We start from the raw sequence: 23914 nt of genomic DNA, 5'->3' as shown, positions 1-23914 counted from the left end.
GCAAGTGCCCGTCTACTCGACGGTGACCGACTTGGCGAGGTTGCGGGGTTTGTCGATGTCCCGGCCCAGGGCCAACGCCGTGTGGTAGGCGAGGAGTTGGAGCGGGATACCCATGAGGATGGGGTCCAGCTCGTTCTCGTTCTTCGGGACGACGACGGTGTGGTCGGCCTTCTCCTGCTCCCGGTGGGCGACGGCCATGATCGGGCCACTGCGGGCCTTGATCTCCTCCAGCGCCGCACGGTTCTTCTCCAGCAGGTCGTCGTCGGGGACGATCGCGACCGTGGGCAGCGCGGGCTCGATCAGGGCCAGCGGGCCGTGCTTGAGCTCGGACGCCGGGTAGGCCTCCGCGTGGATGTAGGAGACCTCCTTCAGCTTCAGCGACGCCTCACGGGCCACCGGGTAGCCCCGGACGCGGCCGATGAAGAGCATCGAGCGGGCCTCGGCGTACTGCAGGGCCAGCTTCCTGATCTCCTCCTCCTGCTCCAGGATCTCGGCGATCTGCCCCGGAAGCCTGCGCAGCCCCTCGATGATCCGCTTGCCGTCGCTCACGGACAGGTCGCGGGTGCGGCCCAGGTGCAGGGCGAGGAGGGCGAAGGCGACCGTGGTGTTGGTGAAGCACTTGGTGGACACCACGCACACCTCGGGTCCGGCGTGCACGTACATGCCGCCGTCCGCCTCGCGGGCGATCGCCGAACCGACGACGTTCACCACGCCCAGCACCCGCGCGCCCTTGCGCTTCAGTTCCTGCACCGCCGCCAGCACGTCGTACGTCTCACCGGACTGGGACACCGCGACGTACAGCGTGTCGGGGTCGACGACCGCGTTGCGGTAGCGGAACTCGGAGGCCGGCTCGGCGTCGGCCGGGATGCGGGCCAGCTCCTCGATCATCTGGGCGCCGATCATCCCCGCGTGGTACGAGGTGCCGCAGCCGAGGATCTTCACCCGGCGGATCTGGCGGGCCTCCCGCGCGTCCAGGTTCAGGCCGCCGAGGCGCACGGTGGAGAACCGGTCGTCGATCCGGCCCCGCAGCACCCGGTCCACGGCCTCGGCCTGCTCGTGGATCTCCTTGTGCATGTACGTGTCGTGGCCGCCCATGTCGTACGAGGCGGCCTCCCACTCCACGGTGGTCGGCTCGGCCGTCGTACGGGTGCCCTCGGTGGTGTACGTACGGAAGTCGTCGGCCTTGAGGGTGGCCATCTCGCCGTCGTCGAGGGTGACGATCTGCCGGGTGTGGGCGACCAGGGCGGCTATGTCCGAGGCGACGAACATCTCTTTCTCACCGATACCGAGCACCACGGGCGAGCCGTTGCGGGCCACCACGATGCGGTCCGGGAAGTCGGCGTGCAGCACGGCGATGCCGTAGGTGCCCTCGATGATCCGCACCGTCTCGCGGACCTTGTCCTCCAGCTTCTCGGCCTGCGAGCGGGCGATCAGGTGGGTGAGGACCTCGGTGTCGGTCTCGGAGAGGAACTCGACGCCCTCCGCCTCCAGCTTGCGGCGCAGCTCACCGGCGTTGTCGATGATGCCGTTGTGGACGACGGCGACCTTGCCCTCGGCGTCCAGGTGCGGGTGCGCGTTCACGTCGGACGGGGCGCCGTGGGTGGCCCAGCGGGTGTGGGCGATGCCCGTGGTGCCCTTGAAGCGTGCCGGGACCTTCGCCTCCAGGTCGCGCACCCGGCCCTTGGCCTTGACCGTCTTCAGGCCGGCCGCCTTCGGGGACGTGACGGCGATGCCCGCCGAGTCGTAGCCCCGGTACTCCAGGCGCTGCAGGCCCTCGAGCAGCAGAGGGGCTACCTCACGCCTGCCGATGTATCCGACGATTCCGCACATATGTGGTGTTTTCCTAGCCGTAGACGATGCGCCGCAGTTGCCGGAGCGAGAGCTCGGGCGGGGCCACGGTGCGGTATCTGAGGTCCGCCTCGATCTGTTCGAAGATCGTCGCGTTCACCAGGCCCTGGGTCTGGAGTTCGCGGTGGCGGCGACGGACGAAGTCCTCGGTCGTCTCGTCGAAGTAGGCGAGCACGTCCTGGATCACACGCAGCGCCTCGCCCCGGCTGAGGGGCGAGGACCGCGTCAGATGATCAACAAGTTCGTCGTGCACTCGATGATCCTGGGGTAAGAGAGGGGCTCACGCAAGAATCCTGCCCGATTTCGGGCAGGATGGCGAGGGTGTGAGGGGGTGAAGGTGAACAGGGGGCGTGCGCGAGCGGCTCACATGCGCCGCAGGACCGCCTGCTTGGCCTGGGCGAACTCCTCGTCCGTGAGGAGCCCGGCGCGGTGCAGCTCCCCCAGCTCGCGCAGCTGGAGCCTGAGCCGCCCCGCCTTGCGGCCCTGCTCGAAGGAGATGCCCGCGACTGCCCCGAGGGGCACCGTCAGCTCGCCCAGGGGCCGGCGGAGCAGCCCGACGTTCTTGTCCCGGCCGGGTGTCAGCCGCAGGGTGTCCCCGTCGAAGACCCAGGTGCCGTCCTTCTGGATGATTTCCGCCATGGGGTGATCGTTTCACCGGATCCGCTGACCGGATGAGCGGCGGGCACCCCGCAGGACCGTACTGTGGGGTGCCCGCCGGTTCGTGGATCAGAACCCGGCGAGGGGGTTCTTCAGGGTGCCGACCAGCTGGAGCGCGGCGGACGGGTCCGCGAGGTCGACCATCTGCCGGTTGTCGCGCATCTGGAGCCGGTTGAGGCAGGACAGCGCGAACTCGGGCGCGAACATGTCGTACTGGGCGAACTTGTCGCCGAGTTCGGGCACCGACGCCTGGTACTCACGGGTGATCTCCGCGACCGTCCGCCAGAAATCGTCCTCGGTGAGGATGCCCTCGGTGGCGAGGTCGGCGGCCAGGAAGCGGAAGAAGCAGTCGAAGACGTCCGTGAGGATCGACAGCAGCTTCTGGTCCTCCGGCACCTCCACGCGGATGCGGGAGACCTCCGGCGGCAGCACCGCGTCCGGGTCCATCACCGCGATCTCCTCGGCGATGTCCTTGTAGACCGCGCGCCGCACCACCCCGTCCTCGAGGACGAGGATCACGTTCTCGCCGTGCGGCATGTACACCAGGTCGTAGGCGTAGAAACTGTGCAGCAGCGGCGTGTAGTAGGCGCGCAGGTAGTGCCGCAGCCACTGAACCGGCGTCAGGCCGGACCGCTCGATCAGCGCGCCCGCGAAGGACGTCCCCTCGTGGTCCACATGGAGCAGGGAGGCCATCGTGACGAGGGACTCGCCCTCCCGCAGCGACGGCACCGGGCTCTCCCGCCACAGCGCGGCCAGCATCTTGCGGTACGGCGAGTAGCGGTCGGTGGCCTTCTCGTACTCCAGGTGCCGGTAGCCGACCGCGGCCCGCTCCCGGATGATCGTCAGCCCGGTCGACCGCAGCACCGGGTCGTTCTCGATCAACTGGGCCAGCCAGTCGTTGATCGCCGGGGTGGCCTCCATGTACGCGGCCGAAAGGCCGCGCATGAAGCCCATGTTGAGGACGGACAGGGCCGTCTTCACATAGTGCTTCCGCGGATTCGACCGGTTGAAGAAGGTGCGGATGGACTGCTGGGCCAGGTACTCGTCGTCGCCCTCGCCCAGGCACACCAGGTGGCGGCGGGCGACCTCGGCGGCGAAGGTGACGGCGAGCTTGTTCCACCACTGCCAGGGATGGACGGGGATGAACAGGTAGTCGGCCGGGTCGAGCCCCAGCTCCGTGAGCGTCCGGTGGAAGCGCTCGACGGTGTCCTCGCCCAGCTCCTGCCGCAGGAACGACTCGTACTCGATGCCGACGCCGGCGGTGAACGCCGCCCGTGAGCGGTGCGCGGCCAGCCACACCAGCCGCACCGGGCTCGCCGTCTCCGGCGCGTAGGCCCGGTACTCGTGGATGCCGAAGCCGAGGCGCCCGTTGTTGGCGACGAAGCAGGGGTGGCCCTCGGTCATGCCGGTCTCGACGGCCTGGAAACCGGCGTCCACCAGCTCGGCCGAGGTGACGGCGGGCTTGGCCAGTTTGTAGCAGGTGCCGGAGAGGGTGGAGGAGATCTCCTCCAGGTACACCGGCAGGACCTCGTCGCTCAGCCCCAGCGACTTCCGCAGCTCGACGAGGAAGTCCATTGCGGCGAGCGGGAGTTCGTTGCCGTCGCGGTGCCGGGTGACGGATTCGGCGGCGACCTGCCAGTGGTCCAGGGCACGGCGGACGGCGGTGAAGCGGTACTCGGTCAGTCCGTCGTCGCTGCGCACGACGTACGCGCCCGCGCCTTCCTCCCTCTCGCGCTCCGGGGCGGGCTCCGGTGCGATCAGCCGCTCGTGGGCGAACTCGGCGAGCGCCTTGCGGATCAGCAGGCGGTTGGCCGTCTCCCAGCGTTCGGGGGTCAGATGGTCCACGGCGTCGGCGAGGCTCGCGTCGGCGGGGCTCATACGCTCACCCCCGTGGCCGCGGCGAACTGTTCACGGGTGCAGAAGCTCAGCAATGCCTTCTTCTCCGGCTTGTCGATCTCGCGTACGGGGACGAAGCCCACGGCCTCGTTCAGGGTCTGGACCGCCTTGTTGGACACGTCCGGTTCGACGACGACCCGCACGGCCATCGGGTCGTCGAAGATGTGCGCGAGGACGGTGGTGATCACGGCCCGGGTGAAGCCGTGCAGCGGGGTGCCGGCCGGCGCGACCAGGAAGTGCATGCCGACGTCCCCGGGCTCCGGCTCGTACAGACCGGTCAGCTCGCGGTGGGCGGGGTCGTACGTCTCCATCAGGAAGGCGGGTACGCCGTCGTGCAGGCCCAGCAGGGCGTGGTGGTGCTCGTCGGCCGCGATCCGCAGGTACGCGCGCTCGACGTCCTCCGGTGTCGCGTCCTGCATCATCCAGAAGGCCGCCTTGGGGTGGGTGACCCAGGAGTGCAGCAGTCCGGCGTCCTTCAGCGGATCGAGCGGGCGGACACCGAAGGTGCCCAGCGCGGTCCGCAGGCCGGCGTTGGTGGTGCTCATACCGTGAACTCCTGGAAGGCGATGGACTTCTCGACGGGGTAGTACTCGGTGCCGAGCAGCTCGCGGATGATGCAGCTGTTGCGGTACGGGCCCATGCCCAGGTCGGGGCTGGTGACGCTGTGCGTGTGGACGCCCGCGTTCTGCAGGAACACACCCCGGCCGGTCACGTCGACGGCGTAGTTGCGGGCCACGTCGAACCGGCCGTGGCCGTCGAAGCGGATGCGGCCCCGGACCGGGTCGAGGAAGGCCGGCGGCTCGTAGTGGTAGCCGGTGGCCAGCACCAGGCCCTCGGTGCGGATCTCGTAGTCCTTGTCCTGCTCGTCCTGGTGGAAGCCGAGCGTGTACGCGCCGCCCTCGTGACGCGCCCCGGTCAGCGTGGAGTTGCCGATCAGCCGGGTGGGGACGGGACGACCGCCGCCGCTGACGTTCTTCTGGTACAGCAGGTCGAAGATCGCGTCGATCAGCTCCGAGTTGATGCCCTTGAACAGACCCTTCTGCTGCTTCTCCAGCCGGTAGCGGGTCTCCTCGGGCAGCGCGCGGAAGTAGTCGATGTAGTCCGGGGACGTCATCTCCAGGGTCAGCTTGGTGTACTCCAGCGGGAAGAACCGGGTGGAGCGCGTGACCCAGTTGAGCTGGTAGCCGTGGGCGTCGATCTCACCGAGCAGTTCGTAGTAGATCTCGGCGGCGCTCTGCCCGCTGCCGACGATCGTGATCGACTTCTTCTCCTGCAGCTCCGCCTTGCGGTGCATGTACTGCGAGGTGTGGAACAGGCCGCCGTCCAGGCCCCGGCACACCTCGGGCACGAACGGCACGGTCCCGGTGCCGAGCACCAGCCGCCGGGCGCGGTAGGTGCCGCCCTCTCGCGTCCGTACGGCGTACAGTTCCTCCGCCTCGTCGTACGTCACCTCGGTGACGGTGGTGGAGAAGCGGATGCTGCCCAGCCGCGCGGCGGCCCAGCGGCAGTAGTCGTCGTACTCGACGCGCAGCGGGTAGAAGTTCTCGCGGATGTAGAACGGGTACAGCCGGCCCTTCTCCTTCAGGTAGTTGAGGAAGGAGTACGGGGACGTCGGGTCGGCGAGGGTGACCAGGTCCGACATGAACGGCGTCTGGAGGTGGGCGCCGTCGAGGAACATCCCGGCGTGCCACTCGAAGTCCGGCTTGGACTCCAGGAAGACGCCGCTGAGTTCACCGATGGGCTCGGTGAGGCAGGCGAGGCCGAGGTTGAAGGGGCCCAGCCCGATACCGACGAAGTCGTAGGTGGTGTCCGGGGCTTCAGGATGCGCGCTCAAGGGACTCTCCCAGGTACTGCTCGGCGTGGCCGGCGATCAGGTCGAGGACGGCGGTGATGTCGGCCGTCGTGGTTTCGGGGTTCAGCAGGGTGAACTTCAGGTAGTGGCGCCCGGCGACCTTGGTGCCCGCGACGACCGCGTCACCGGAGGCGAACAGGGCCTTGCGGGCGTAGAGGTTGGCGCGGTCGATGCTCGCGGGGTCGGTGACCGCGGCCGGGACGTACCGGAAGACGAGCGTGGACAGCGACGGCTCGACGACCACGTCGAAGCGCGGGTCGGCGGCGAGCAGTTGCCAGCCGCCTTGGGCCAGGTCGCAGACCTCGTCGAAGAGCCGGCCGATGCCGTCGGCGCCCATCACGCGCAGTGTCATCCACAGCTTCAGCGCGTCGAAACGGCGGGTGGTCTGCAGGGACTTGTCCACCTGGTTGGGGATGCGCTCGGTCACCATGCGGCGCGGGTTGAGGTACTCCGCGTGGTAGGTGGCGTGCCGCAGCGTGGCCGCGTCCCGGACCAGCACGGCGGACGAACTCACCGGCTGGAAGAAGGACTTGTGGTAGTCGACGGTGACCGAGTCCGCGTGCTCGATGCCGTCGATGCGGTCCCGGTGCTTCAGCGAGGCGAGGAGTCCGCAGCCGTAGGCGGCGTCCACGTGCATCCAGACGCCGTACTGCGCGCACAGTTCGGCGATCTCGGGCAGCGGGTCGATGGAGCCGAAGTCGGTGCTGCCGGCGGTGGCGACGACGGCCATGGGGACCTGGCCGTCCTCGGCGCAGCGCGCCAGTTCGCGGGCGAGGGCCACGGTCTGCATCCGCTTGTCGTGGTCGACGGGGATCGACACCACGGCGTCCGGTCCGAGGCCGAGCAGTTTCGCGGACTTCTGCACGCTGAAGTGGCTGACCTCGGAGGTGAGGACGCGCAGGGTCGCGAGATCGCGGGTCTTCGCCTCCTCGCGGGCCAGCAGCAGCGCCTGGAGGTTGGACTGGGTACCGCCGGAGGTGAACACCCCGTCGGCGGCATCGCCGAGACCGATCCGGGCGGCGGTCCAGTCGATCAGTTTGCGCTCGATGAGGGTGCCGCCGGCCGACTGGTCCCAGGTGTCCAGGGAGGAGTTGACGGCGGAGAGCACGGCCTCGCCGAGCACGGCCGGGATGACGACCGGGCAGTTGAGGTGGGCGAGGTAGCGGGGGTGGTGGAAGTAGATCGCGTCCCGGAGGTAGACGTCCTCCAGTTCGTCCAGTGCCGCGGTGGTGTCGTGCAGCGGCCGGTCGAGATCGATGCGCTCGATGGCGGGGGCGAGGGCGTCGACCGTGATGCCGGTGAACGGACGTGCTGTGGTGGCGAGTTTGGCTGCCACCCGCTCGACTCCTTCGGTCACGGAGCGGCGATAGTGCTCCGCGGTGGTGTCGTTGAGCAGGTGCGAGCGCATGTGGGGGCCTCCGGTGGGGACGGTCCGGTGCGGGGAGGGAGCGGGCACGCCGCGGTGCGGCCCATTTTTACTTAGGTGAGCCTAACCTAATCAACTGCGTTTCATTCCCGTTGTCGCAGTGACCGTCCTCACTCCCTCGCGAGGTGTGAGGCGGGCTCAAGTGGGTTCGCTGCCACCGCTGTTGGCGCAGCTGCTCCTCCGTCAGGCCGCGGCGCCAGTACCCCACGCAGGTGACGCGGCGGCGTTCGAGACCGCACTCGTCGGCGAAGTCGCGATGTCGATGTCGATGTCGATGTCGACCAGCGTCAGGGACTGGTCCAGCCCGTCGGGCCGGAATCCGCGCAGGGCGGCCCCGCTGAAGGTGACCCGGGCCGGGGAAGGGCCGAGCCGCCTCGTTCCGGCGACCTGGAGGGAGAGGGGGCGGAACGGGACGGCTGCGGCAGTGGTCACGGACGGCTCCGGTGACGGGGGGCGGAGAGGGTCAGCTGACCTTCTTGGCCTTCTCGATGGCCTCGGCGAGGGCCTCGATCTGCGGCACGCACTTGTCGTAGGACAGGATCGGCTCGGCGGAACGCCCGATGACCTGACCGGCCTTGACCGCGGGCAGCTTCTTCCAGGTCGCCTCGGTGATGTCGGCGGGCTGCATGGCCGAGGTGCGGTCGTCCATGATGATGATGTCGGCCTTGTGCTGGTCGACGTTCTCCCAGCTCAGGCTCTCGAACCAGCCACCGGTGGGCTCCTTGGCCTTCTCGGTCGGCTCGACGAAGTTCACCCCGAGGGCCTTGAAGTACTCCAGGTCGACCGAGAGGTTGGTGCCGGAGACGTAGAACAGCTCCGCGCTCGCGGAACCGGCCATCACCTTGATGTCGGGGTTGGCCTTCGCGGCCTGGCGCAGCCGCTCGGAGGCCTCCTCGAAGCGCTTCTTCGCGTCGGTGGCCTTGGCGGCCTTCATGTCGCCGCCCAGCGACTCGGCCAGCTCCCACATGCGCTCCAGCGACGCGGTCAACTGGCGGTCGTAGACGGAGACGGCGACGCTCGGCGCGAGCTTGGCGATCTTGTCCTTGGACGTCTCGGGGACGTACCAGAGGGTGCCGGCGTCGTCGAACGTGGTGGAGATGAGGATCTCGGGGGCGAGGGTCGCGTACTTCTCGACGTTGAACTGGTCCCAGACGTTGCCGAGGATGGTCACCTTGCTGATGTCCATGTCGCCGGCCTGGACGTCGGCCTCGCCGCCCTTGGTCTTCGTCGGACCGAAGACACCCTTGACCTGGACGCCGTAGTCGTGGAGCGCGGCGGCGACCCCGGTGAACGCGACGATGTTCGCGGGGACCTTGTCCAGCTTCACCGTCGTGCCGCGGTCGTCCTTGAAGGACCAGGGGCCGGACGACTCCTCGGCAGCCGCCGACGAGTCCGAGCCGCCGTTCTTGGCGTCGCCGTCCCCGCAGGCCGCGAGCACGGCACCGAGTCCGAGGGCGCCACCGGCGGCGAGGATGCCGCGACGGGAGAAGCGGGCGGTTCTGGCGTTCGACATGGGTGGGTCTGCTTTCGTGCGTACGGAGCCGGCCTCGACTGAACAGGCTTAGGTTAGCCTAACCTTGCACCCTGTCCAGGGGGTGTCCCGAACTATGCCCGAGAGGTCTCGTCCCCGTCCCTGCCATAGCGGCGGAGTGCGGAGGTGTCCACCGTCCAGGGCCCGAGCGGGACCGTGTCTCCGAAGATGTACGGGTCCTTGTCGCTGTAGCGGTTGCCGCACGGGGCGGAGTGCGCCTCGATCGTGCCGGTGCGGGGGTCGACGATCAGGGAGTGCGGGATGCCCATCGCGGGGTACTCGGCGAGCTTCTCGCCGTAGTCGTTGTTCGGGTTGGACGGAGAGACGACCTCGATGACTGCCAGGACTTGTGTCGCGTCGATGGCGAGACCCTCCTCGTCGAGGACGGACTCGGGGACGACGACGGCATCGGGGCGCCGCATGCGGCCGATCGCGGGGTGACCGAACGTAGAGGCGGTGTCGTCTTCGAGGGGGTGCCGGCCCGCGCTTGCGTCGGCGCGGGCCCGCCCTCTTCGTTCAGTCCGGCAGACCCAACTCCCGGGCGATCAGCATCCGCTGGACCTCGCTCGTGCCCTCGCCGATCTCCAGGATCTTGGAGTCGCGCCACATGCGGGCCACCGGATACTCGTTCATGAAGCCGTAGCCGCCGTGGATCTGGGTGGCGTCACGGGCGTTGTCCACCGCGACCGTGGACGAGTACAGCTTGGCCAGCGCCGCCTCCTTCTTGAACGGCTCCCCGGCCACCAGCCGACTGGCCGCGTCCCGCCACGCCAGGCGCGAGGTGTGGGCCTTCATCTCCATGTCCGCGATCTTGAACTGGATGGCCTGGTTGGCGCCGATCGGCCGCCCGAAGGCATGCCGTTCCTTGGCGTACTTCACCGACTCGTCCACACAGCCCTGCGCCAGGCCCGTGCCCAGTGCCGCGATGGCGACGCGTCCCTCGTCGAGGATGCGCAGGAACTGGGCGTAGCCCCGGCCCTGTTCACCCAGCAGGTTCGCCGCCGGCACCCGCACGTCCGCGAAGGACAGCTCCCGCGTGTCCGACGCGTTCCAGCCGACCTTCGAGTACGGGGCCGCCACCGTGAACCCCGGGGTGCCCGACGGGACGATGATCGACGAGATCAGCGGCTTGCCGTCGGGCTTCCGTCCGGTGACCGCCGTCACCGTGACCAGGCCCGTGATGTCCGTGCCCGAGTTGGTGATGAAGCACTTCGTGCCGTTGATCACCCACTCGCCGGTCGACTCGTCCAGCCGGGCCGTGGTGCGGGTCGCGCCCGCGTCACTGCCGCCGTCCGGCTCGGTCAGCCCGAACGCGCCCAGGATCTCGCCCGCGCACAGCCGGGGCAGCCACTCGCGCTTCTGCTCCTCCGTGCCGAAGAGATGGACCGGCATCGCGCCCAGCGAGACCCCGGCCTCCAGGGTGATCGCCACCGACGAGTCCACCCGGGCCAGTTCCTCCAGGGCCACGCCCAGCGCGAAGTAGTCGCCGCCCATCCCGCCGTACTCCTCCGGGAACGGCAGGCCGAACAGGCCCATGCGGCCCATCTCCCGGACGATCTCGTACGGGAACTCGTGCCGCTCGTAGAAGTCGCCGATCTTCGGCGCCACGACATCGTGCGCGAACTCCTCGACAGTACGGCGGAGTTCTTCCAGTTCGGGGGAGAGCCTGTGGTCCATGGTCGTTCACTGCTCCTGGTGGGAGAGGGCTCGGACGGTGCGGGACGGGCTGGGTCGGCCCAGGTGGGCGGCCATCCAGACGCTTGTGGCGACGAGACGGCCGAGGTCGACTCCGGTGTCGATGCCGAGTCCGCGCAGCATCCACACGAGGTCCTCGGTGGCGAGGTTGCCGGTGGCGGACTTCGCGTACGGGCAGCCGCCCAGGCCGCCGGCGGACGCGTCGACCGTGGTGACACCGTGCCGGAGCGCGGTCAGCGTGTTGGACAGGGCCTGGCCGTAGGTGTCGTGGAAGTGCACGCCCAGGGCGGACACCGGTACGCCGGCGTCCGCCAGCGCGGTGATCAGGGCGCTCACATGGCCCGGTGTGGCCACCCCGATCGTGTCGCCCAGGCTCAGCTCGTCGCAGCCCATGTCCAGCAGGGCCCGGCACACGCCGACCACCTGGGCGAGGGGGACCGCGCCCTCCCACGGGTCGCCGAAGCACATCGAGAGATAGCCCCGGACATGGACGTCCTCGGCCTTCGCGCGGGCCACCACCGGCTCGAACATCGCCAGTGCCTCGTCCACCGTGCGGTTGAGGTTGGCCTTGGCGAAGGACTCCGTGGCGCTGGCGAACACCGCGACCCGGCGGGCGCCGAGGGCCAGTGCGCGGTCCAGGCCCCGCAGGTTCGGCACCAGTACCGGCAGGGCGACCGGCAGGCCGCCGACCCGCGGGAACAGCTGCTCCGCGTCCGCCAGTTGGGGAACCCAGTCGGGGTGGACGAAGCTCGTCGCCTCGATCGTGGTCAGGCCCGCCCCGGCGAGGCGGCGGATGAACTCCGCCTTCACCTCCACCGGGACGACGGCCTTCTCGTTCTGCAGGCCGTCGCGCGCCCCCACCTCGTGGATCCGCACGCGCGCGGGCAGCTTCTCGTCCGGTACGGCCATGGGCAGGCCCAGTCCGGCGGCGTTCATGCCGTCTCCTCCTCCGTGGCCGCGGGTGCGATGACGGCCAGTACCTGATCCATGGCGACCGTCGTGCCCGGGGCCACGTCCAGTTCGGTGACCGTGCCGGCGTGCGGGGCGGAGATGACGTGCTCCATCTTCATCGCCTCCACCACCAGCAGGCTCTGGCCGGCTGCCACCTCGTCGCCGACGGCGGCCTTCACCACCGTCACCGTGCCGGGCATCGGCGCGGTCAGCGAGTCGGCGTCCGCCCGGCCCGCGCCGGTCAGGGACGCGGCGACCGGGTCGTGGTCGCGCACATGCCAGGCGTCGCCGTCGCGGCCGAGCCAGTCGGCGGCACGGTGGAAGGTGTGCCGGACACCGTCCAGCGTCACCGACACCCGGTCCTCGGTGACCGTGTGGGAGCCGCGCGGGGTGTGCTCCACCGGGTCGGTGACCCGCAGGTGGAACGCGACCGGCCTCGGCGTACCCCCCAGGCGCCAGCCGCTCGGCACCGAGAACGGGTCCGTCCAGCCGTCGCCGCGCGGACGCAGCGCGTCCAGCCGTACCGCGGCCGCCGCCTCGTACACCTCTTCCGGTACGTCCGCGGGGACCAGGCTCTCCGCCTCGCGCTCCACCAGCCCCGTGTCCAGGTCGCCGGCGACCACCGCCGGGTGCGCGAGCAGCCGCCGCAGGAACCCGGCGTTGGTCGGCACGCCCAGCGTGACCGTCTCCGCGAGCGCCGCCCGGAGCCTGCGCAGCGCACTCGCGCGGTCGGGGCCGTACGCGATCACCTTGGACAGCATCGGGTCGTACAGGCTGCCGACCTCCGTGCCCTCGCTGAGCCCGGAGTCGGTGCGGATGCCTCCCCCGAGCTCTTCGAGCAGGGGGGACCCCCAGCCCTGCGGCTCGCGCAGCTTCAGCACCGTGCCGCCGGAGGGGAGGAAGCCGCGTGAGGGGTCTTCGGCGCAGATCCGGGCCTCGACGGCGTGGCCGGTCAGCCGGATGTCGTCCTGCGCGAAGGCGAGCGGTTCGCCCGCCGCCACCCGCAGCTGCCACTCCACCAGGTCCAGCCCCGTGACGAGTTCGGTGACCGGGTGCTCCACCTGGAGGCGGGTGTTCATCTCCATGAAGTAGTACGACGAGGGATCGCCGCCCGGCACGATGAACTCCACCGTGCCCGCGCCCCGGTAGCCGCACGAGCGGGCCGCCTGGACCGCCGCCTCGCCCATCGTGGCCCGGGTCGCCTCGTCCAGCAGGACGCTGGGTGCCTCCTCGATGATCTTCTGGTGGCGGCGCTGGAGGGAGCACTCGCGCTCGCCGAGGTGGACGACGCCCCCGTGGCCGTCGGCCAGCACCTGGATCTCGATGTGCCGGGGGCGGTCGATCCACCGCTCGACGAGCAGCGTGTCGTCACCGAAGGAGGCGCGGGCCTCGCGGCGGGCGGCGGCGATCTCCTCGGCCAGCCGGTCCGCTTCCCGCACCAGGCGCATGCCCTTGCCGCCGCCGCCCGCGGACGGCTTCAGCAGCACCGGCATGCCGATCTCACGAGCGGCGTCGGCGAGCTGCCCGTCCGTCAGGCCGCTGCCGCTGGAGCCGGGCACGACCGGGACCCCGGCCGCCCGTACCGTCTCCTTCGCGCGGATCTTGTCGCCCATCAGCGCGATCGCGTCCGCCGCCGGCCCGACGAACACCAGCCCCGCCTCGGCGCACGCCCGCGCGAACCCCGCGTTCTCGGCGAGGAACCCGTACCCGGGGTGCACCGCCTGGGCGCCGGTGCGGACGGCGGCCTCGAGCAGCCGCTCCACCGACAGATAGCTCTCCGCGGCCGGCGCCGGCCCGATCCGTACCGCCGTGTCGGCCTCGCGGACGTGCCGGGCGTCGGCGTCCGCGTCGGAGAAGACGGCCACCGAGCGCACGCCCATCGACCGCAGGGTGCGGATGACCCGGACGGCGATCTCGCCCCGGTTGGCCACCAAAACTGTTTCGAACATCGTTCGATCTGTCACAGTCGTCCGTCCCTCACATCCGGAAGACGCCGAACTGAGGGTCACTCAGTGGCGCGTTGGCGCACGCGGTCAGGGCCAGGCCCAGGACCTGCCGGGTCTCCAGCGGGTCGATCACTCCGTCGTCCCACAGGCGGGCCGTCGCGTAGTAGGCGTTGCCCTGCCGCTCGTACCGGTCACGGATCGGCGTCTTGAAGGCGTCCTCGTCCTCGGCCGGCCAGCTCTCCCCGCGCGACTCCAGTTGGTCCCGCTTGACCGTCGCCAGCACCGAGGCGGCCTGCTCGCCGCCCATGACGGAGATCTTGGCGCCCGGCCACATCCACAGGAAGCGGGGCGAGTACGCCCTGCCGCACATCGAGTAGTTGCCCGCGCCGTACGAACCGCCGACCACCACCGTCAGCTTCGGCACCCGCGTGCACGCCACCGCCGTCACCATCTTGGCGCCGTGCTTGGCGATGCCGCCGGCCTCGTAGTCCTTGCCGACCATGAAGCCGGAGATGTTCTGCAGGAACACCAGCGGGATCCCGCGCTGGTCGCACAGCTCGATGAAGTGGGCGCCCTTCTGGGCCGACTCGGAGAACAGGATGCCGTTGTTGGCGACGATCCCCACCGGATGGCCGTGGATCCGGGCGAAGCCGGTCACCAGGGTCTGCCCGAACTCCGCCTTGAACTCGGCGAAACGCGACCCGTCCACCACGCGCGCGATGACCTCCCGCACGTCGTACGGCGTACGGGAGTCGACCGGGACCACGCCGTACAGCGACAGCGGGTCGACCTTGGGCTCGACGGCCTGCTCGACTCCCCAGGGGAGCGGACCGCGCGCCGGGAGGGTCGAGACGATGGTGCGCACGATCCTCAGCGCGTGCGCGTCGTCCTCCGCGAGATGGTCGGTGACCCCGGAGACCCGCGAGTGGACCTCTCCGCCGCCCAGCTCCTCCGCCGTGACGACCTCGCCGGTGGCCGCCTTCACCAGGGGCGGGCCGCCGAGGAAGATCGTGCCCTGGCCGCGGACGATCACCGCCTCGTCGCTCATCGCCGGGACGTACGCCCCGCCCGCCGTGCACGAACCCAGCACGGCCGCGATCTGCGGGATGCCGGCGCCGGACATCCGGGCCTGGTTGTAGAAGATCCTCCCGAAGTGGTCCCGGTCCGGGAACACCTCGTCCTGCATCGGCAGGAAGGCCCCGCCGGAGTCCACCAGGTAGACACAGGGCAGCCGGTTGTCCAGGGCCACCTCCTGTGCGCGCAGGTGCTTCTTCACCGTCATCGGGTAGTACGTGCCGCCCTTGACGGTCGCGTCGTTGGCGACCACCACGCACGCGCGCCCGGAGACCCGCCCGATCCCGGCGATCACCCCGGCCGCCGGGGCCTGCCCCTCGTACATCCCGTCGGCCGCCAGCGGGGCCAGCTCCAGGAAGGGCGAACCGGGGTCGAGGAGGGTGTCCACGCGCTCGCGCGGCAGCAGCTTCCCCCGCGCGGTGTGCCGGGCCCGCGCCCGCTCGCCGCCACCGAGCGCGGCCGCCGCCAGCTTGGCGCGCAGCCCCTCGACGAGCGCGCGGTGCGCCTCCTCGTTGGCCCGAAAGGAATCCGACGCGGGATCGGCCGCGCTGTGAAGTTCCGGTGCCTCGTCCATCTGCCGGTCCCCTCGCCTGGTTAATGACCGTTAACGGATTTCCCTCAGGTTAACGACCGCTAACCCCGCTGTCTAGAATCGTTCCCATGACCACCAGAACCGACGCCCCGACCCGCCGCGAGCAGATCCTCAAGGAGGCCGCGCGGCTGTTCGCCGAGCGCGGTTTCCATGGAGTCGGGGTCGACGAGATAGGCGCCGCGGTCGGTATCAGCGGACCCGGCCTGTACCGGCACTTCGCGGGCAAGGACGCGATGCTCTCGGAGCTGCTGGTGGGGATCAGCGGCCAGCTGCTCACCGGCGCGAAACAGCGCCTGAAGGAGGTCGGCGGGGCGGCTCCCGAGGTGGTCCTGGACTCGCTGATCGAGGGCCACATCGACTTCGCGCTCGACGACCGGCCCCTCATCACCCTGCACGACCGTGAGCTGGACCGCCTCCGGGACACCGACCGCAAGCTGGTGCGGCAGTTGCAGCGGCAGTACGTCGAACTGTGGGTCGGGGTGGTGTGCGCGCTGTACCCGGACCTGGCCGAACCCGCCGCCCGCTCGGCCGTGCACTCCGTGTTCGGGCTGCTCAACTCCACCCCGCACCTCGCCCGGCCCGGCTCCCTGCCCGGCCGCGCCACGACGGCGGCACTCCTGCACCGGATGGCCCGCGGCGCCTTCGCCGCGGCGGGCCCGGCCTGACCCGGGGTCGGGCCGGCCCGGGGCTCGGGCTGGCCCGGGGTCCGGTCCGACCTGGGGCTCGGGCTGACTCGGAGCCCGGTCGGGCCGGGCTCGGCCTGGCCTCGGGCTCGCCGTTCCGGGTCCTTCTCGAGGCCGGCGCGCCGGCACACGTGACGAGCGTTACGGGGGCCGTGGTCTGGACGGCTCTGGCTACTCGCCGGTAGGGTCGAGGTACTGAGCAAGCGCTTAGGCGCGTGGGGCGGCCAGGTTGTGGGGCACCCCGACGTCGGGCAACCAGGAACGCGACAGCGGCGCCGGACCAGGCGCGAAGGAGGGCGGCGGCGTGCGCCGTACGGTGTTCAACGAGGACCACGAGGCTTTCCGGGAGACCATCCGCGACTTCATCGAGGCCGAGGTCGTCCCGGTCTACGACGAGTGGTTCGCGGCGGGCCAGGCGCCCCGCGACTTCTACTACAAGCTCGGTGAGCTGGGCATCTTCGGGATCAGCGTGCCCGAGGAGTTCGGCGGCGCGGGCATGGACACCCACAAGTTCGAGGCCGTCCTCTACGAGGAGACCGCTCGCGCCGGCGTGCAGTTCGGCGGCTCCGGCGTGCACGTGCTGCTCGCCCTGCCGTACCTCAAGATGCTCGCCACCGACGAGCAGAAGAAGCGCTACCTGCCCAAGTTCGCCACCGGCGAGGAGATGTGGGCCATCGCGATGACCGAGCCGGGCACCGGCTCCGACCTCGCGGGCATGAAGACCACCGCCAAGCTCAGCGAGGACGGCACCCACTACGTCCTCAACGGCGCCAAGACCTTCATCACCGGCGGCGTCCACGCCGACAAGGTGATCGTCTGCGCCCGTACCGCCGCCCCGACCGCGGAGGACCGCCGCCACGGCATCTCCCTGTTCGCCGTCGACACCACGTCCGAGGGCTACTCCGTCGGCCGCAAGCTCGACAAGCTCGGCCTGAAGACCTCCGACACCGCCGAGCTGGCGTTCGTCGACGTCAAGGTCCCCGTCGAGGACCTCCTCGGCGAGGAGAACAAGGGCTTCTCCTACCTCGGCCACAACCTGGCCTCCGAGCGCTGGGGCATCGCCTTCGGCGCCTACGCGCAGGCCAAGGCCGCCGTCCGGTTCGCCAAGCAGTACGTGCAGGAGCGCACCGTCTTCGGCAAGCCGGTCGCCCACTTCCAGAACACCAAGTTCGAGCTGGCCGCCTGCCAGGCCGAGGTGGACGCCGCCGAGGCCGTCGCCGACCGCGCCACGGAGGCCCTGGACGCGGGCGAACTCACCCCCGCCGAAGCCGCCTCCGCCAAGCTGTTCTGCACCGAGGTCGCGCACCGCGTCATCGACCGCTGCCTCCAGCTGCACGGCGGCTACGGCTACATGAACGAGTACCCGATCGCCCGCCTGTACGCGGACAACCGGGTCAACCGCATCTACGGCGGCACCAGCGAGATCATGAAGTCGATCATCGCCAAGGACATGGGCCTGTAAGGCCGCCGACATCCCTGGCCTCTACAAGTACCGGTACAACTGACCCCATGAGCCAGGCACTACAGGAACTCCTCGATCTGCTCGACCTCGAGCAGATCGAGGAGAACATCTTCCGCGGCCAGTCCCGCTTCGCCGTCGTCCCCCGTGTCTTCGGCGGGCAGGTCGCCGCGCAGGCGCTGGTCGCCGCCGGGCGGACCGTCCCCGCGGACCGGCCCGCCCACTCCCTGCACGCGTACTTCCTGCGCCCCGGTGACGCCGGCGCGCCCATCGTCTACACCGTCGACCGGATCCGTGACGGCCGCTCCTTCACCACCCGCCGGGTCGTCGCGGTCCAGCACGGCAAGCCGATCTTCCACCTCTCGGCGTCCTTCCAGAGGTACGAGGAGGGCCTGGAGCACCAGGAACCGATGCCGTCCGCGCCCGACCCGGACACGCTGCCCACCTCCCAGGCACGGCTGCGCGACTACGGGCATCTCGCCCCCGACGTCGTCGAGCGCTTCCTGGAGGCCCGCGGGGCCGTGGACCTGCGCTACGTCGACGAGCCGCCCTACGGCCGCTTCGGCAAGCCTCGCGAACCCCACTCCCAGGTGTGGTTCCGCACCAACGGCGAACTCGCTGACGACCCGCTGCTGCACGTCGTCCTCGCCACCTACGTCTCCGACATGACGCTGCTGGACTCGGTGCTGCTCGCCCACGGCCGCGGCGGCTGGGCGGTGGGGGACGTGGTCGGGGCCTCCCTCGACCACGCCATGTGGTTCCACCGCCCGTTCCGTGCCGACGCATGGCTGCTGTACGACCAGCAGTCCCCGTCCACGCACGGCGGCCGGGGCCTCGGCCAGGCCCGCATCTACACCCAGGACGGCCGCCTCGCGGTCTCGGTCATCCAGGAGGGCCTGGTCCGCGTCCCGCGGGACTGACTACCCGACCGGCTGGGTCGACTGGACCAGCCCCGCCTCCGCCAGCAGGTACGCCGTCATCGGGTCGTAGTGGCGGGGGCTGACCACATGGTCGTCGAGGGGGACCGTCACCTGGACGGTGCCCTCCGCCTCGGCCAGGAACAGCGCCGGGTCGTTGCAGTCCGCGTAGCCGACGGAGTCGACGCCGTGCTGCCCCGCGCAGCCCGCCCAGCCGTGGTCGGCGACCACCAGGTCGGGCAGCGGGCGGCCCTCGCGCTCCAGGGCGGTGAGAATGGCCTTCATCGGCTCACCGGAGTGGGTGTGCCACAGCGTGGCACCGTGCTCCAGCACCGCCACGTCCGCGAACTGCATCACGTAGCCCTCGTCCGTGGCCAGCCCGTCCGGGATGACCACGATCTCGCAGCCGGCGGCGCGCAGCGCGGCGGCCGTGGCACGGTGCACGTCGAGCAGGCCGCCGGGATGACCGGTGGCCAGCAGCACCCGCTGCTGCCCGTCCGCCGCCTTCCGCAGTCGCCCCGCCATCCGCTCCAGGGCGGCCACGGTCAGCTCGGGATCGATGGTGTCCTGGCCGTACCGGTGCTCGGCGTCGTCGCTGACCCCGGCCCGCTCCGCCATCACCGCGAGCACGTCCTGCTCGTCGCTCCAGCGGTCGCCGAGCTCCAGGCCGAGCCAGTAGTGGCGATCGCCGTTCGCCAGCTTGCGGTAGTGGGAGAGATTGTTCTCGCGCGGGGTGGCGACATCACCCGCGATGCGCGTGTCGGCGAGGTGGGCGAGGAGTTCGGCGCGGCTGGGCGTCCCGGATATCGGCATGCCCCCCATTGTGGAGCAGGCCGGAGCGGGCGTCCCTGGGTATCACCCCCTGGGACGTGCGTCACGTACTCGGACGGCCTCCGTACGCGTACCCGGAGTGGCCGTGGTCCGGAGGTCAGGTGCGGCGCAGGGCGAACCACAGGTTCATGCGGACGTCCGGGTCGTCCAGGTCGGCGTCCAGCAGGGCCGCGCACCGCGCGATCCGCTGCCGCACGGTGTTGCGGTGCACGGACAGGGCCACCGCGGTGCGGTCCCAACTACCGTGCAGGGACAGCCAGGTGCGCAGGGTGTCGGTGAGCGCGGGCGTGCCGGCGATCGGGGCGAGCAGCATGCGGGCGTGGGCCTGCGCATCCGCCGGGGGGACCAGGTCGTCCAGCGCGGGGCGGGCGCCGTGCACGACGAGCGGGGCCCGGGTGGCACGGGCGCGGGCCAGCGCGCGGGCCGCCTGGGTGTCGGCCGCCGGCCAGTCGTACGGGGCGACGGCGGCGCTGACCCCCAGGGTCCAGCCGGGCTGCGCCTCCGGTTCCCGGCCGGCCGGGACGAGCACCCGTACGATCCCGCCCGCCGGATCCACCAGCGCCGACCCGAGCGCGGCACCGAGCGCGGAGGCCGCCAGGGCGTCCGGGGGCTGTACCTCGGAAGGCCGTACGGCCCGGCGCGCGTGCACGACCCGCCACCGTTCACCGCCGAGCAACGGCGCCACGTCCTGGGGCTCGCTCCCCAGCAGCAGCCGTACGAGCGCGGCGGAGCGGGCCGCGCCGGTACCGCTCTGCTGCTCACCGGTCAGCAGGGCGAGCAGCACCGCGGCCACGGACGCGATGGTGTGGTCCCCGGAGTCCCTCGGCGGGGCCGCGACGCCCAGCACGAACCCGTGCCCGGCCCCGAGCGCGTAGGCGGCCAGCCGGACCCCGGCGACCGTGTCCGTGGCGGAGGCGGGCGAGGGACGGGGCCGCGTCCGCCCGGCCGGGGACGCCGGACCACCGGCCCCGGGTACTGTCCCGGGCCCCGTTCCGTTCGTCGGGGCCGGCCGGTGCTCGTCCGGGCCCGTCGGGCGTACCACCTCGGCCAGTTTCGCCAGGGCCGTGTCGGTCTCCTCGCCCCGGGTGCGGCCCGCGGCGGCGATCTCCGTGCCCTCCGGGCCGAAGAGGACCGCCCGGCCGTCCAGGTGCCGGGAGAGGCGGTGCAGGACCGAGGGGACCGGGTTCGGGCGGGCGGCGGCGGAGGCGAGACTGCGGTGGGCCTCCGTCACGCGGCGCAGCTCCGCCAGCCGGGCCTGCGCCATCAGCTGCCACACCGCGCGTGCCACCCCGGAGAACGTGGTCCGCGGCGGCACCTCCAGGAGCGGCAGCCCCTGGAGCTCACAGGCCGCGACCAGCGCCTGAGGCAGGGTGTCGTGCACCGGAGCCAGGCCGAAACCGAGCGCCGCGCCGCCCGCCGCCACGATCCGGGACACATAGGCGTCGAAGTACCCCGGGCCCGCCCCGTCCGGGATGTGCACGCCCGCCGACAGCAGCAGCTCACCGCCGAGCAGATACGGGTACGGGTCGGCCATCTCCGAGGTGTGCGCCCAGCGCACGACGATGCCGGGGTCCGAGGGCCCGGCGACCCGGCGCAGGCCCAGATCCTCCCGTGCCAGGAGCGCGTCCAGGGGCACCGGAGGCGTGGGGGGAACCGTGGGGTCCGGCATGGTGGACGTTTCCTCCATGTCCATTGTTCGAAGTGGATGAAACGTACACTTTGCAGCCGCTTTCCGGCCACCTAACGTCGCCGACAGTACGGCCGGGCCAGGTCCCCGGCGCCAGTAAAGTCATGCGGCAGGCAGTGCATACGCGACGAAGCGTAGGAAAGAAGGCAGTACCCATGAGCAGCGACCAGACGCCCCGCGGGCCCGTCGACTCGTCCCGCGTCCCCCGGTACGCGGGCCCCGCGACCTTCGCCCGGCTGCCCCGGCTCGACGAGGTCGGCCGCACCGACATCGCCGTGGTGGGAGTGCCGTTCGACTCGGGCGTCTCCTACCGGCCGGGCGCCCGCTTCGGCGGCAACGCCATCCGTGAGGCGTCCCGGCTGCTGCGCCCCTACAACCCCGCGCAGGACGCCTCCCCCTTCGCCCTCGCCCAGGTCGCGGACGGCGGCGACATCGCCGTCAACCCGTTCAACATCAACGAGGCCGTCGAGACCGTCGAGGCCGCCGCCGACGACCTGCTCGGCACCGGCGCCCGCCTGATGACCCTCGGCGGCGACCACACCATCGCCCTGCCGCTGCTCCGCTCGGTCGCCAAGAAGCACGGCCCGGTCGCGCTGCTCCACTTCGACGCCCACCTGGACACCTGGGACACCTACTTCGGCGCCGAGTACACGCACGGCACCCCGTTCCGCCGGGCCGTGGAGGAAGGCATCCTCGATACCTCCGCCCTCTCCCACGTCGGCATCCGCGGCCCGCTCTACGGCAGGCAGGACCTCACCGACGACGAGAAGCTGGGCTTCGGCATCGTCACCTCGGCGGACGTCTACCGCCGGGGCGCCGACGAGGTCGCCGACCAGCTGAGGCAGCGCATCGGCGACCGCCCGCTGTACATCTCCATCGACATCGACTGCCTGGACCCGGCGCACGCCCCCGGCACCGGAACCCCCGAGGCCGGCGGCCTGACCTCCCGCGAACTCCTCGAGATCCTGCGCGGGCTGGCCTCCTGCAACCTGGTCTCGGCGGACCTCGTCGAGGTGGCCCCCGCGTACGATCACGCGGAGATCACCTCGGTCGCCGCCTCCCACACGGCGTACGAACTGACCACGATCATGTCCCGCCAGATCGCGGAGGCACGCAAGGAGAACGAGGGCAAATGACCCACGACCACGACCTGGTGCTCCGCCCGACCGCCGCACAGACGGAGGCCGCGCTGAACGCTCCCTCCGGCCGCACCGGCGGAGACCTGGTCGTGGAAACCCTGGCCGGCCTCGGCGCGACCACCGTCTTCGGGCTGCCCGGCCAGCACGCGCTCGGCATGTTCGACGCCCTGCGCCGCTCGGACCTCAGGTACGTCGGCCTGCGGGTGGAGAACAACGCAGGGTTCGCGGCGGACGCGTACGGCCGCGTCACCGGTGAGGCGGCCCCGCTGCTGCTGTCGACCGGGCCGGGCGCGCTGACCTCGCTGCCCGCGCTCCAGGAGGCCGCCGCCGCGTCCGCCCCCGTGCTGGCGATCGGCAGCCAGGTGCCGACGGCGGGGCTGGGCGGCGGCCGGCACGGTTACCTGCACGAACTGCCCGACCAGGCGGCCTCGTTCCGGGGCGTGGTCAAGTCCGTCCACACCGTGCGCACCGCGTCCCAGATCCCGTCGGCGCTCACGGCGGCCTGGAAGTCGGCGCTCACGGTGCCGCACGGCCCCGTGTGGGTGGAGATCCCGCAGGACGTGCTGGACGCCCCGACTGCCCTGCCGGTGGTGACGGCCATGGACGCCACCCCCGACGAACTGCCCCCGCGCCCCGAACTGACCGCCCTCGCCGCCCACTGGCTGACGCACGCGGAGCGCCCCGCGATCATCGCGGGCGGGGGAGTGATCCGTTCCGACGCCTCGGGCAAGCTCCGCAAGCTCGCCGAACGCCTCCGGGCGCCGGTCGTCACCACGCCCGGCGGCAAGGGGGCCTTCCCCTGGACGCATCCGCTGTCGTTGCAGTCCTGGCTGGAGGACCGCCACACGACGGACTTCCTTCAGGACGCGGACGTCCTGCTGGTCGTCGGCTCCGGTCTCGGTGAACTCTCCTCGAACTACCACACGTTCACGCCGCGCGGCCGGATCGTCCAGATCGAGGCAGACCTCGGCAAACTGGAGTCCAACCACCCGGCGCTCGGCATCCACGCGGACGCGCGCCTCGCACTCCAGGCCCTGCTGGAGACGGTGGAGCCGCGCGAGGACGCGACAGCGCCGGAACGCGTCCGCACGCTCCTGTCGAAGGTCGCCGAACGCATCGCGTCCCAGGAACTCACCCTGGAACAGGAGGTGCTGGCGTCCGTCCGTCGCGCCCTGCCCGCCGACTCGCCGTCCTTCTGGGACATGACGATCCTGGCCTACTGGGCCTGGTCCGCCTTCGACGCCAAGGGCCCCAACCACCTGCACTCCGCCCAGGGCGCCGGCGGCCTCGGGTACGGTCTCCCGGCCGCCCTCGGCGCGGCGGTCGCCGACCCCACCCGCCCGGTCCTCGCGGTCTCCGGGGACGGCGGCGCCCTGTACTCCGTCGCCGAGCTGGCCACGGCCCGCCAGTACGACCTCGACGTCACCTGGCTGATCGTCGACGACGGCGGCTACGGCATCCTGCGCGCGTACATGACCGACGCCTACGGCGAGGCCACGGCGACCGAGCTGACCCGCCCGGACTACGTGGCCCTGGCCGAGTCCTTCGGCGCCCCCGGGGTGCGCACCACCCCCGAGACGCTGGAACGCGACCTGGCGGCGGCCCTGGCCACACCGGGCCCCTCCGTGGTCGTACTCCCGGCGGTCCTGCGGATGTTCGCACCGACCCACCTGAACTGAGCGCCTGCCGGCCGAACCCGCTGTTAAACTGTGCGAGTTGGCCTCCGGCGC

Annotated in this window: 21 protein-coding genes; 5 read left to right on the top strand and 16 right to left on the bottom strand. The window is 71.1% G+C overall.

All coding sequences use genetic code 11. The features are described from left to right. Positions 1-12 precede the first annotated feature (12 nt). The 14 genes from glmS to ACFPZI_RS29405 form a co-directional block, all read right to left on the bottom strand. Complete coding sequence (glmS, locus tag ACFPZI_RS29470; protein WP_381369303.1) at positions 13-1830, bottom strand: glutamine--fructose-6-phosphate transaminase (isomerizing); 1818 nt, start codon at positions 1828-1830, stop codon at positions 13-15. A gap of 13 nt (positions 1831-1843) precedes the next feature. Beyond that, on the bottom strand, positions 1844-2101 hold the full coding sequence (locus tag ACFPZI_RS29465; protein ID WP_381369300.1) for a hypothetical protein: 258 nt from the start codon (positions 2099-2101) through the stop codon (positions 1844-1846). 110 nt (positions 2102-2211) lie between these two features. Continuing rightward, positions 2212-2487, bottom strand: coding sequence for a DUF4429 domain-containing protein (locus ACFPZI_RS29460; protein ID WP_381369297.1), 276 nt, complete (start codon positions 2485-2487; stop codon positions 2212-2214). An 87-nt stretch (positions 2488-2574) separates the two neighbouring features. Beyond that, a complete protein-coding gene (locus tag ACFPZI_RS29455; protein ID WP_381369295.1) occupies positions 2575-4383 on the bottom strand; it encodes an IucA/IucC family protein in 1809 nt (602 codons plus the stop codon). Next, positions 4380-4946 (bottom strand): GNAT family N-acetyltransferase, encoded by a 567-nt coding sequence (locus tag ACFPZI_RS29450; protein WP_381369292.1) that lies wholly within the window; start codon positions 4944-4946, stop codon positions 4380-4382. The genes ACFPZI_RS29455 and ACFPZI_RS29450 overlap by 4 nt, the downstream gene beginning before the upstream one ends. Continuing rightward, positions 4943-6235: a lysine N(6)-hydroxylase/L-ornithine N(5)-oxygenase family protein gene (locus ACFPZI_RS29445; RefSeq protein WP_381369289.1), complete on the bottom strand. Its 1293-nt coding sequence runs from the start codon at positions 6233-6235 to the stop codon at positions 4943-4945. Before ACFPZI_RS29445 ends, ACFPZI_RS29450 begins: the two co-directional genes overlap by 4 nt. Then, a complete protein-coding gene (gene desA / locus ACFPZI_RS29440; RefSeq protein WP_381369286.1) occupies positions 6219-7661 on the bottom strand; it encodes a lysine decarboxylase DesA in 1443 nt (480 codons plus the stop codon). Before desA ends, ACFPZI_RS29445 begins: the two co-directional genes overlap by 17 nt. A gap of 201 nt (positions 7662-7862) precedes the next feature. Then, positions 7863-8111, bottom strand: coding sequence for a ferredoxin reductase domain-containing protein (locus ACFPZI_RS29435; protein ID WP_381369283.1), 249 nt, complete (start codon positions 8109-8111; stop codon positions 7863-7865). Between the two features lie 31 nt (positions 8112-8142). Beyond that, positions 8143-9192 (bottom strand): ABC transporter substrate-binding protein, encoded by a 1050-nt coding sequence (locus ACFPZI_RS29430; protein ID WP_381369280.1) that lies wholly within the window; start codon positions 9190-9192, stop codon positions 8143-8145. A 92-nt stretch (positions 9193-9284) separates the two neighbouring features. Further along, positions 9285-9632 carry a Uma2 family endonuclease gene (locus tag ACFPZI_RS29425; protein WP_381369277.1) on the bottom strand — a complete coding sequence of 116 codons (348 nt, stop codon included), beginning with the start codon at positions 9630-9632 and terminating at the stop codon, positions 9285-9287. 94 nt (positions 9633-9726) lie between these two features. Further along, on the bottom strand, positions 9727-10887 hold the full coding sequence (locus ACFPZI_RS29420; protein WP_381369274.1) for an acyl-CoA dehydrogenase family protein: 1161 nt from the start codon (positions 10885-10887) through the stop codon (positions 9727-9729). 6 nt (positions 10888-10893) lie between these two features. Then, positions 10894-11841 carry a hydroxymethylglutaryl-CoA lyase gene (locus ACFPZI_RS29415; protein WP_381369271.1) on the bottom strand — a complete coding sequence of 316 codons (948 nt, stop codon included), beginning with the start codon at positions 11839-11841 and terminating at the stop codon, positions 10894-10896. Next, positions 11838-13805 carry an acetyl/propionyl/methylcrotonyl-CoA carboxylase subunit alpha gene (locus ACFPZI_RS29410; RefSeq protein WP_381369269.1) on the bottom strand — a complete coding sequence of 656 codons (1968 nt, stop codon included), beginning with the start codon at positions 13803-13805 and terminating at the stop codon, positions 11838-11840. Before ACFPZI_RS29410 ends, ACFPZI_RS29415 begins: the two co-directional genes overlap by 4 nt. A gap of 28 nt (positions 13806-13833) precedes the next feature. Next, positions 13834-15450, bottom strand: coding sequence for a carboxyl transferase domain-containing protein (locus ACFPZI_RS29405; protein WP_381369266.1), 1617 nt, complete (start codon positions 15448-15450; stop codon positions 13834-13836). 86 nt (positions 15451-15536) lie between these two features. Between ACFPZI_RS29405 and ACFPZI_RS29400 the strand changes: the two genes are divergently transcribed. The 3 genes from ACFPZI_RS29400 (at position 15537) to ACFPZI_RS29390 (ending at position 18530) form a co-directional block, all read left to right on the top strand. After that, positions 15537-16133 carry an SACE_7040 family transcriptional regulator gene (locus ACFPZI_RS29400; protein WP_381369264.1) on the top strand — a complete coding sequence of 199 codons (597 nt, stop codon included), beginning with the start codon at positions 15537-15539 and terminating at the stop codon, positions 16131-16133. Positions 16134-16455: 322 nt separating this feature from the next. Beyond that, positions 16456-17613, top strand: a complete 1158-nt coding sequence (locus tag ACFPZI_RS29395; protein ID WP_381369261.1) for an acyl-CoA dehydrogenase family protein — start codon at positions 16456-16458, stop codon at positions 17611-17613. 47 nt (positions 17614-17660) lie between these two features. Beyond that, positions 17661-18530: an acyl-CoA thioesterase gene (locus ACFPZI_RS29390; protein ID WP_381369258.1), complete on the top strand. Its 870-nt coding sequence runs from the start codon at positions 17661-17663 to the stop codon at positions 18528-18530. On the opposite strand, the gene ACFPZI_RS29385 is transcribed toward ACFPZI_RS29390, so the two are convergent. Together ACFPZI_RS29385 and ACFPZI_RS29380 are read right to left on the bottom strand one after the other, a co-directional pair. Beyond that, complete coding sequence (locus ACFPZI_RS29385; RefSeq protein WP_381369255.1) at positions 18531-19340, bottom strand: phosphatase; 810 nt, start codon at positions 19338-19340, stop codon at positions 18531-18533. Between the two features lie 115 nt (positions 19341-19455). Beyond that, complete coding sequence (locus tag ACFPZI_RS29380) at positions 19456-21027, bottom strand: PucR family transcriptional regulator ligand-binding domain-containing protein (RefSeq protein WP_381369252.1); 1572 nt, start codon at positions 21025-21027, stop codon at positions 19456-19458. A 173-nt stretch (positions 21028-21200) separates the two neighbouring features. Here ACFPZI_RS29380 and speB point away from each other — a divergent pair, with 173 nt between their 5' ends. Further along, entirely contained in the window at positions 21201-22181 is a 981-nt protein-coding gene (gene speB / locus ACFPZI_RS29375; RefSeq protein WP_381369249.1) for an agmatinase, read from the top strand. Further along, on the top strand, positions 22178-23863 hold the full coding sequence (locus ACFPZI_RS29370; RefSeq protein ID WP_381369246.1) for a thiamine pyrophosphate-binding protein: 1686 nt from the start codon (positions 22178-22180) through the stop codon (positions 23861-23863). Before speB ends, ACFPZI_RS29370 begins: the two co-directional genes overlap by 4 nt. Positions 23864-23914 lie beyond the last annotated feature (51 nt).

The sequence above is a fragment of the Streptomyces chlorus genome (genome assembly GCF_042655885.1).
Taxonomy (GTDB): Bacteria; Actinomycetota; Actinomycetes; order Streptomycetales; family Streptomycetaceae; genus Streptomyces; species Streptomyces chlorus.
Note: the sequence above shows the minus strand (reverse complement) of the source record. Positions and strands in the feature narration are given on the sequence as shown.

Bases quoted from the DNA above. Each gene is read 5' to 3' on its own strand.
- glmS (WP_381369303.1), bottom strand. From the start codon at position 1,830: ATGTGCGGAATCGTCGGATACATCGGCAGGCGTGAGGTAGCCCCTCTG.
- ACFPZI_RS29460 (WP_381369297.1), bottom strand. From the start codon at position 2,487: ATGGCGGAAATCATCCAGAAGGACGGCACCTGGGTCTTCGACGGGGAC.
- ACFPZI_RS29455 (WP_381369295.1), bottom strand. From the start codon at position 4,383: ATGAGCCCCGCCGACGCGAGCCTCGCCGACGCCGTGGACCATCTGACC.
- ACFPZI_RS29450 (WP_381369292.1), bottom strand. From the start codon at position 4,946: ATGAGCACCACCAACGCCGGCCTGCGGACCGCGCTGGGCACCTTCGGT.
- desA (WP_381369286.1), bottom strand. From the start codon at position 7,661: ATGCGCTCGCACCTGCTCAACGACACCACCGCGGAGCACTATCGCCGC.
- ACFPZI_RS29430 (WP_381369280.1), bottom strand. From the start codon at position 9,192: ATGTCGAACGCCAGAACCGCCCGCTTCTCCCGTCGCGGCATCCTCGCC.
- ACFPZI_RS29425 (WP_381369277.1), bottom strand. From the start codon at position 9,632: ATGCGGCGCCCCGATGCCGTCGTCGTCCCCGAGTCCGTCCTCGACGAG.
- ACFPZI_RS29420 (WP_381369274.1), bottom strand. From the start codon at position 10,887: ATGGACCACAGGCTCTCCCCCGAACTGGAAGAACTCCGCCGTACTGTC.
- ACFPZI_RS29415 (WP_381369271.1), bottom strand. From the start codon at position 11,841: ATGAACGCCGCCGGACTGGGCCTGCCCATGGCCGTACCGGACGAGAAG.
- ACFPZI_RS29410 (WP_381369269.1), bottom strand. From the start codon at position 13,805: ATGTTCGAAACAGTTTTGGTGGCCAACCGGGGCGAGATCGCCGTCCGG.
- ACFPZI_RS29405 (WP_381369266.1), bottom strand. From the start codon at position 15,450: ATGGACGAGGCACCGGAACTTCACAGCGCGGCCGATCCCGCGTCGGAT.
- ACFPZI_RS29400 (WP_381369264.1), top strand. From the start codon at position 15,537: ATGACCACCAGAACCGACGCCCCGACCCGCCGCGAGCAGATCCTCAAG.
- ACFPZI_RS29390 (WP_381369258.1), top strand. From the start codon at position 17,661: ATGAGCCAGGCACTACAGGAACTCCTCGATCTGCTCGACCTCGAGCAG.
- ACFPZI_RS29385 (WP_381369255.1), bottom strand. From the start codon at position 19,340: ATGCCGATATCCGGGACGCCCAGCCGCGCCGAACTCCTCGCCCACCTC.
- ACFPZI_RS29380 (WP_381369252.1), bottom strand. From the start codon at position 21,027: ATGCCGGACCCCACGGTTCCCCCCACGCCTCCGGTGCCCCTGGACGCG.
- speB (WP_381369249.1), top strand. From the start codon at position 21,201: ATGAGCAGCGACCAGACGCCCCGCGGGCCCGTCGACTCGTCCCGCGTC.
- ACFPZI_RS29370 (WP_381369246.1), top strand. From the start codon at position 22,178: ATGACCCACGACCACGACCTGGTGCTCCGCCCGACCGCCGCACAGACG.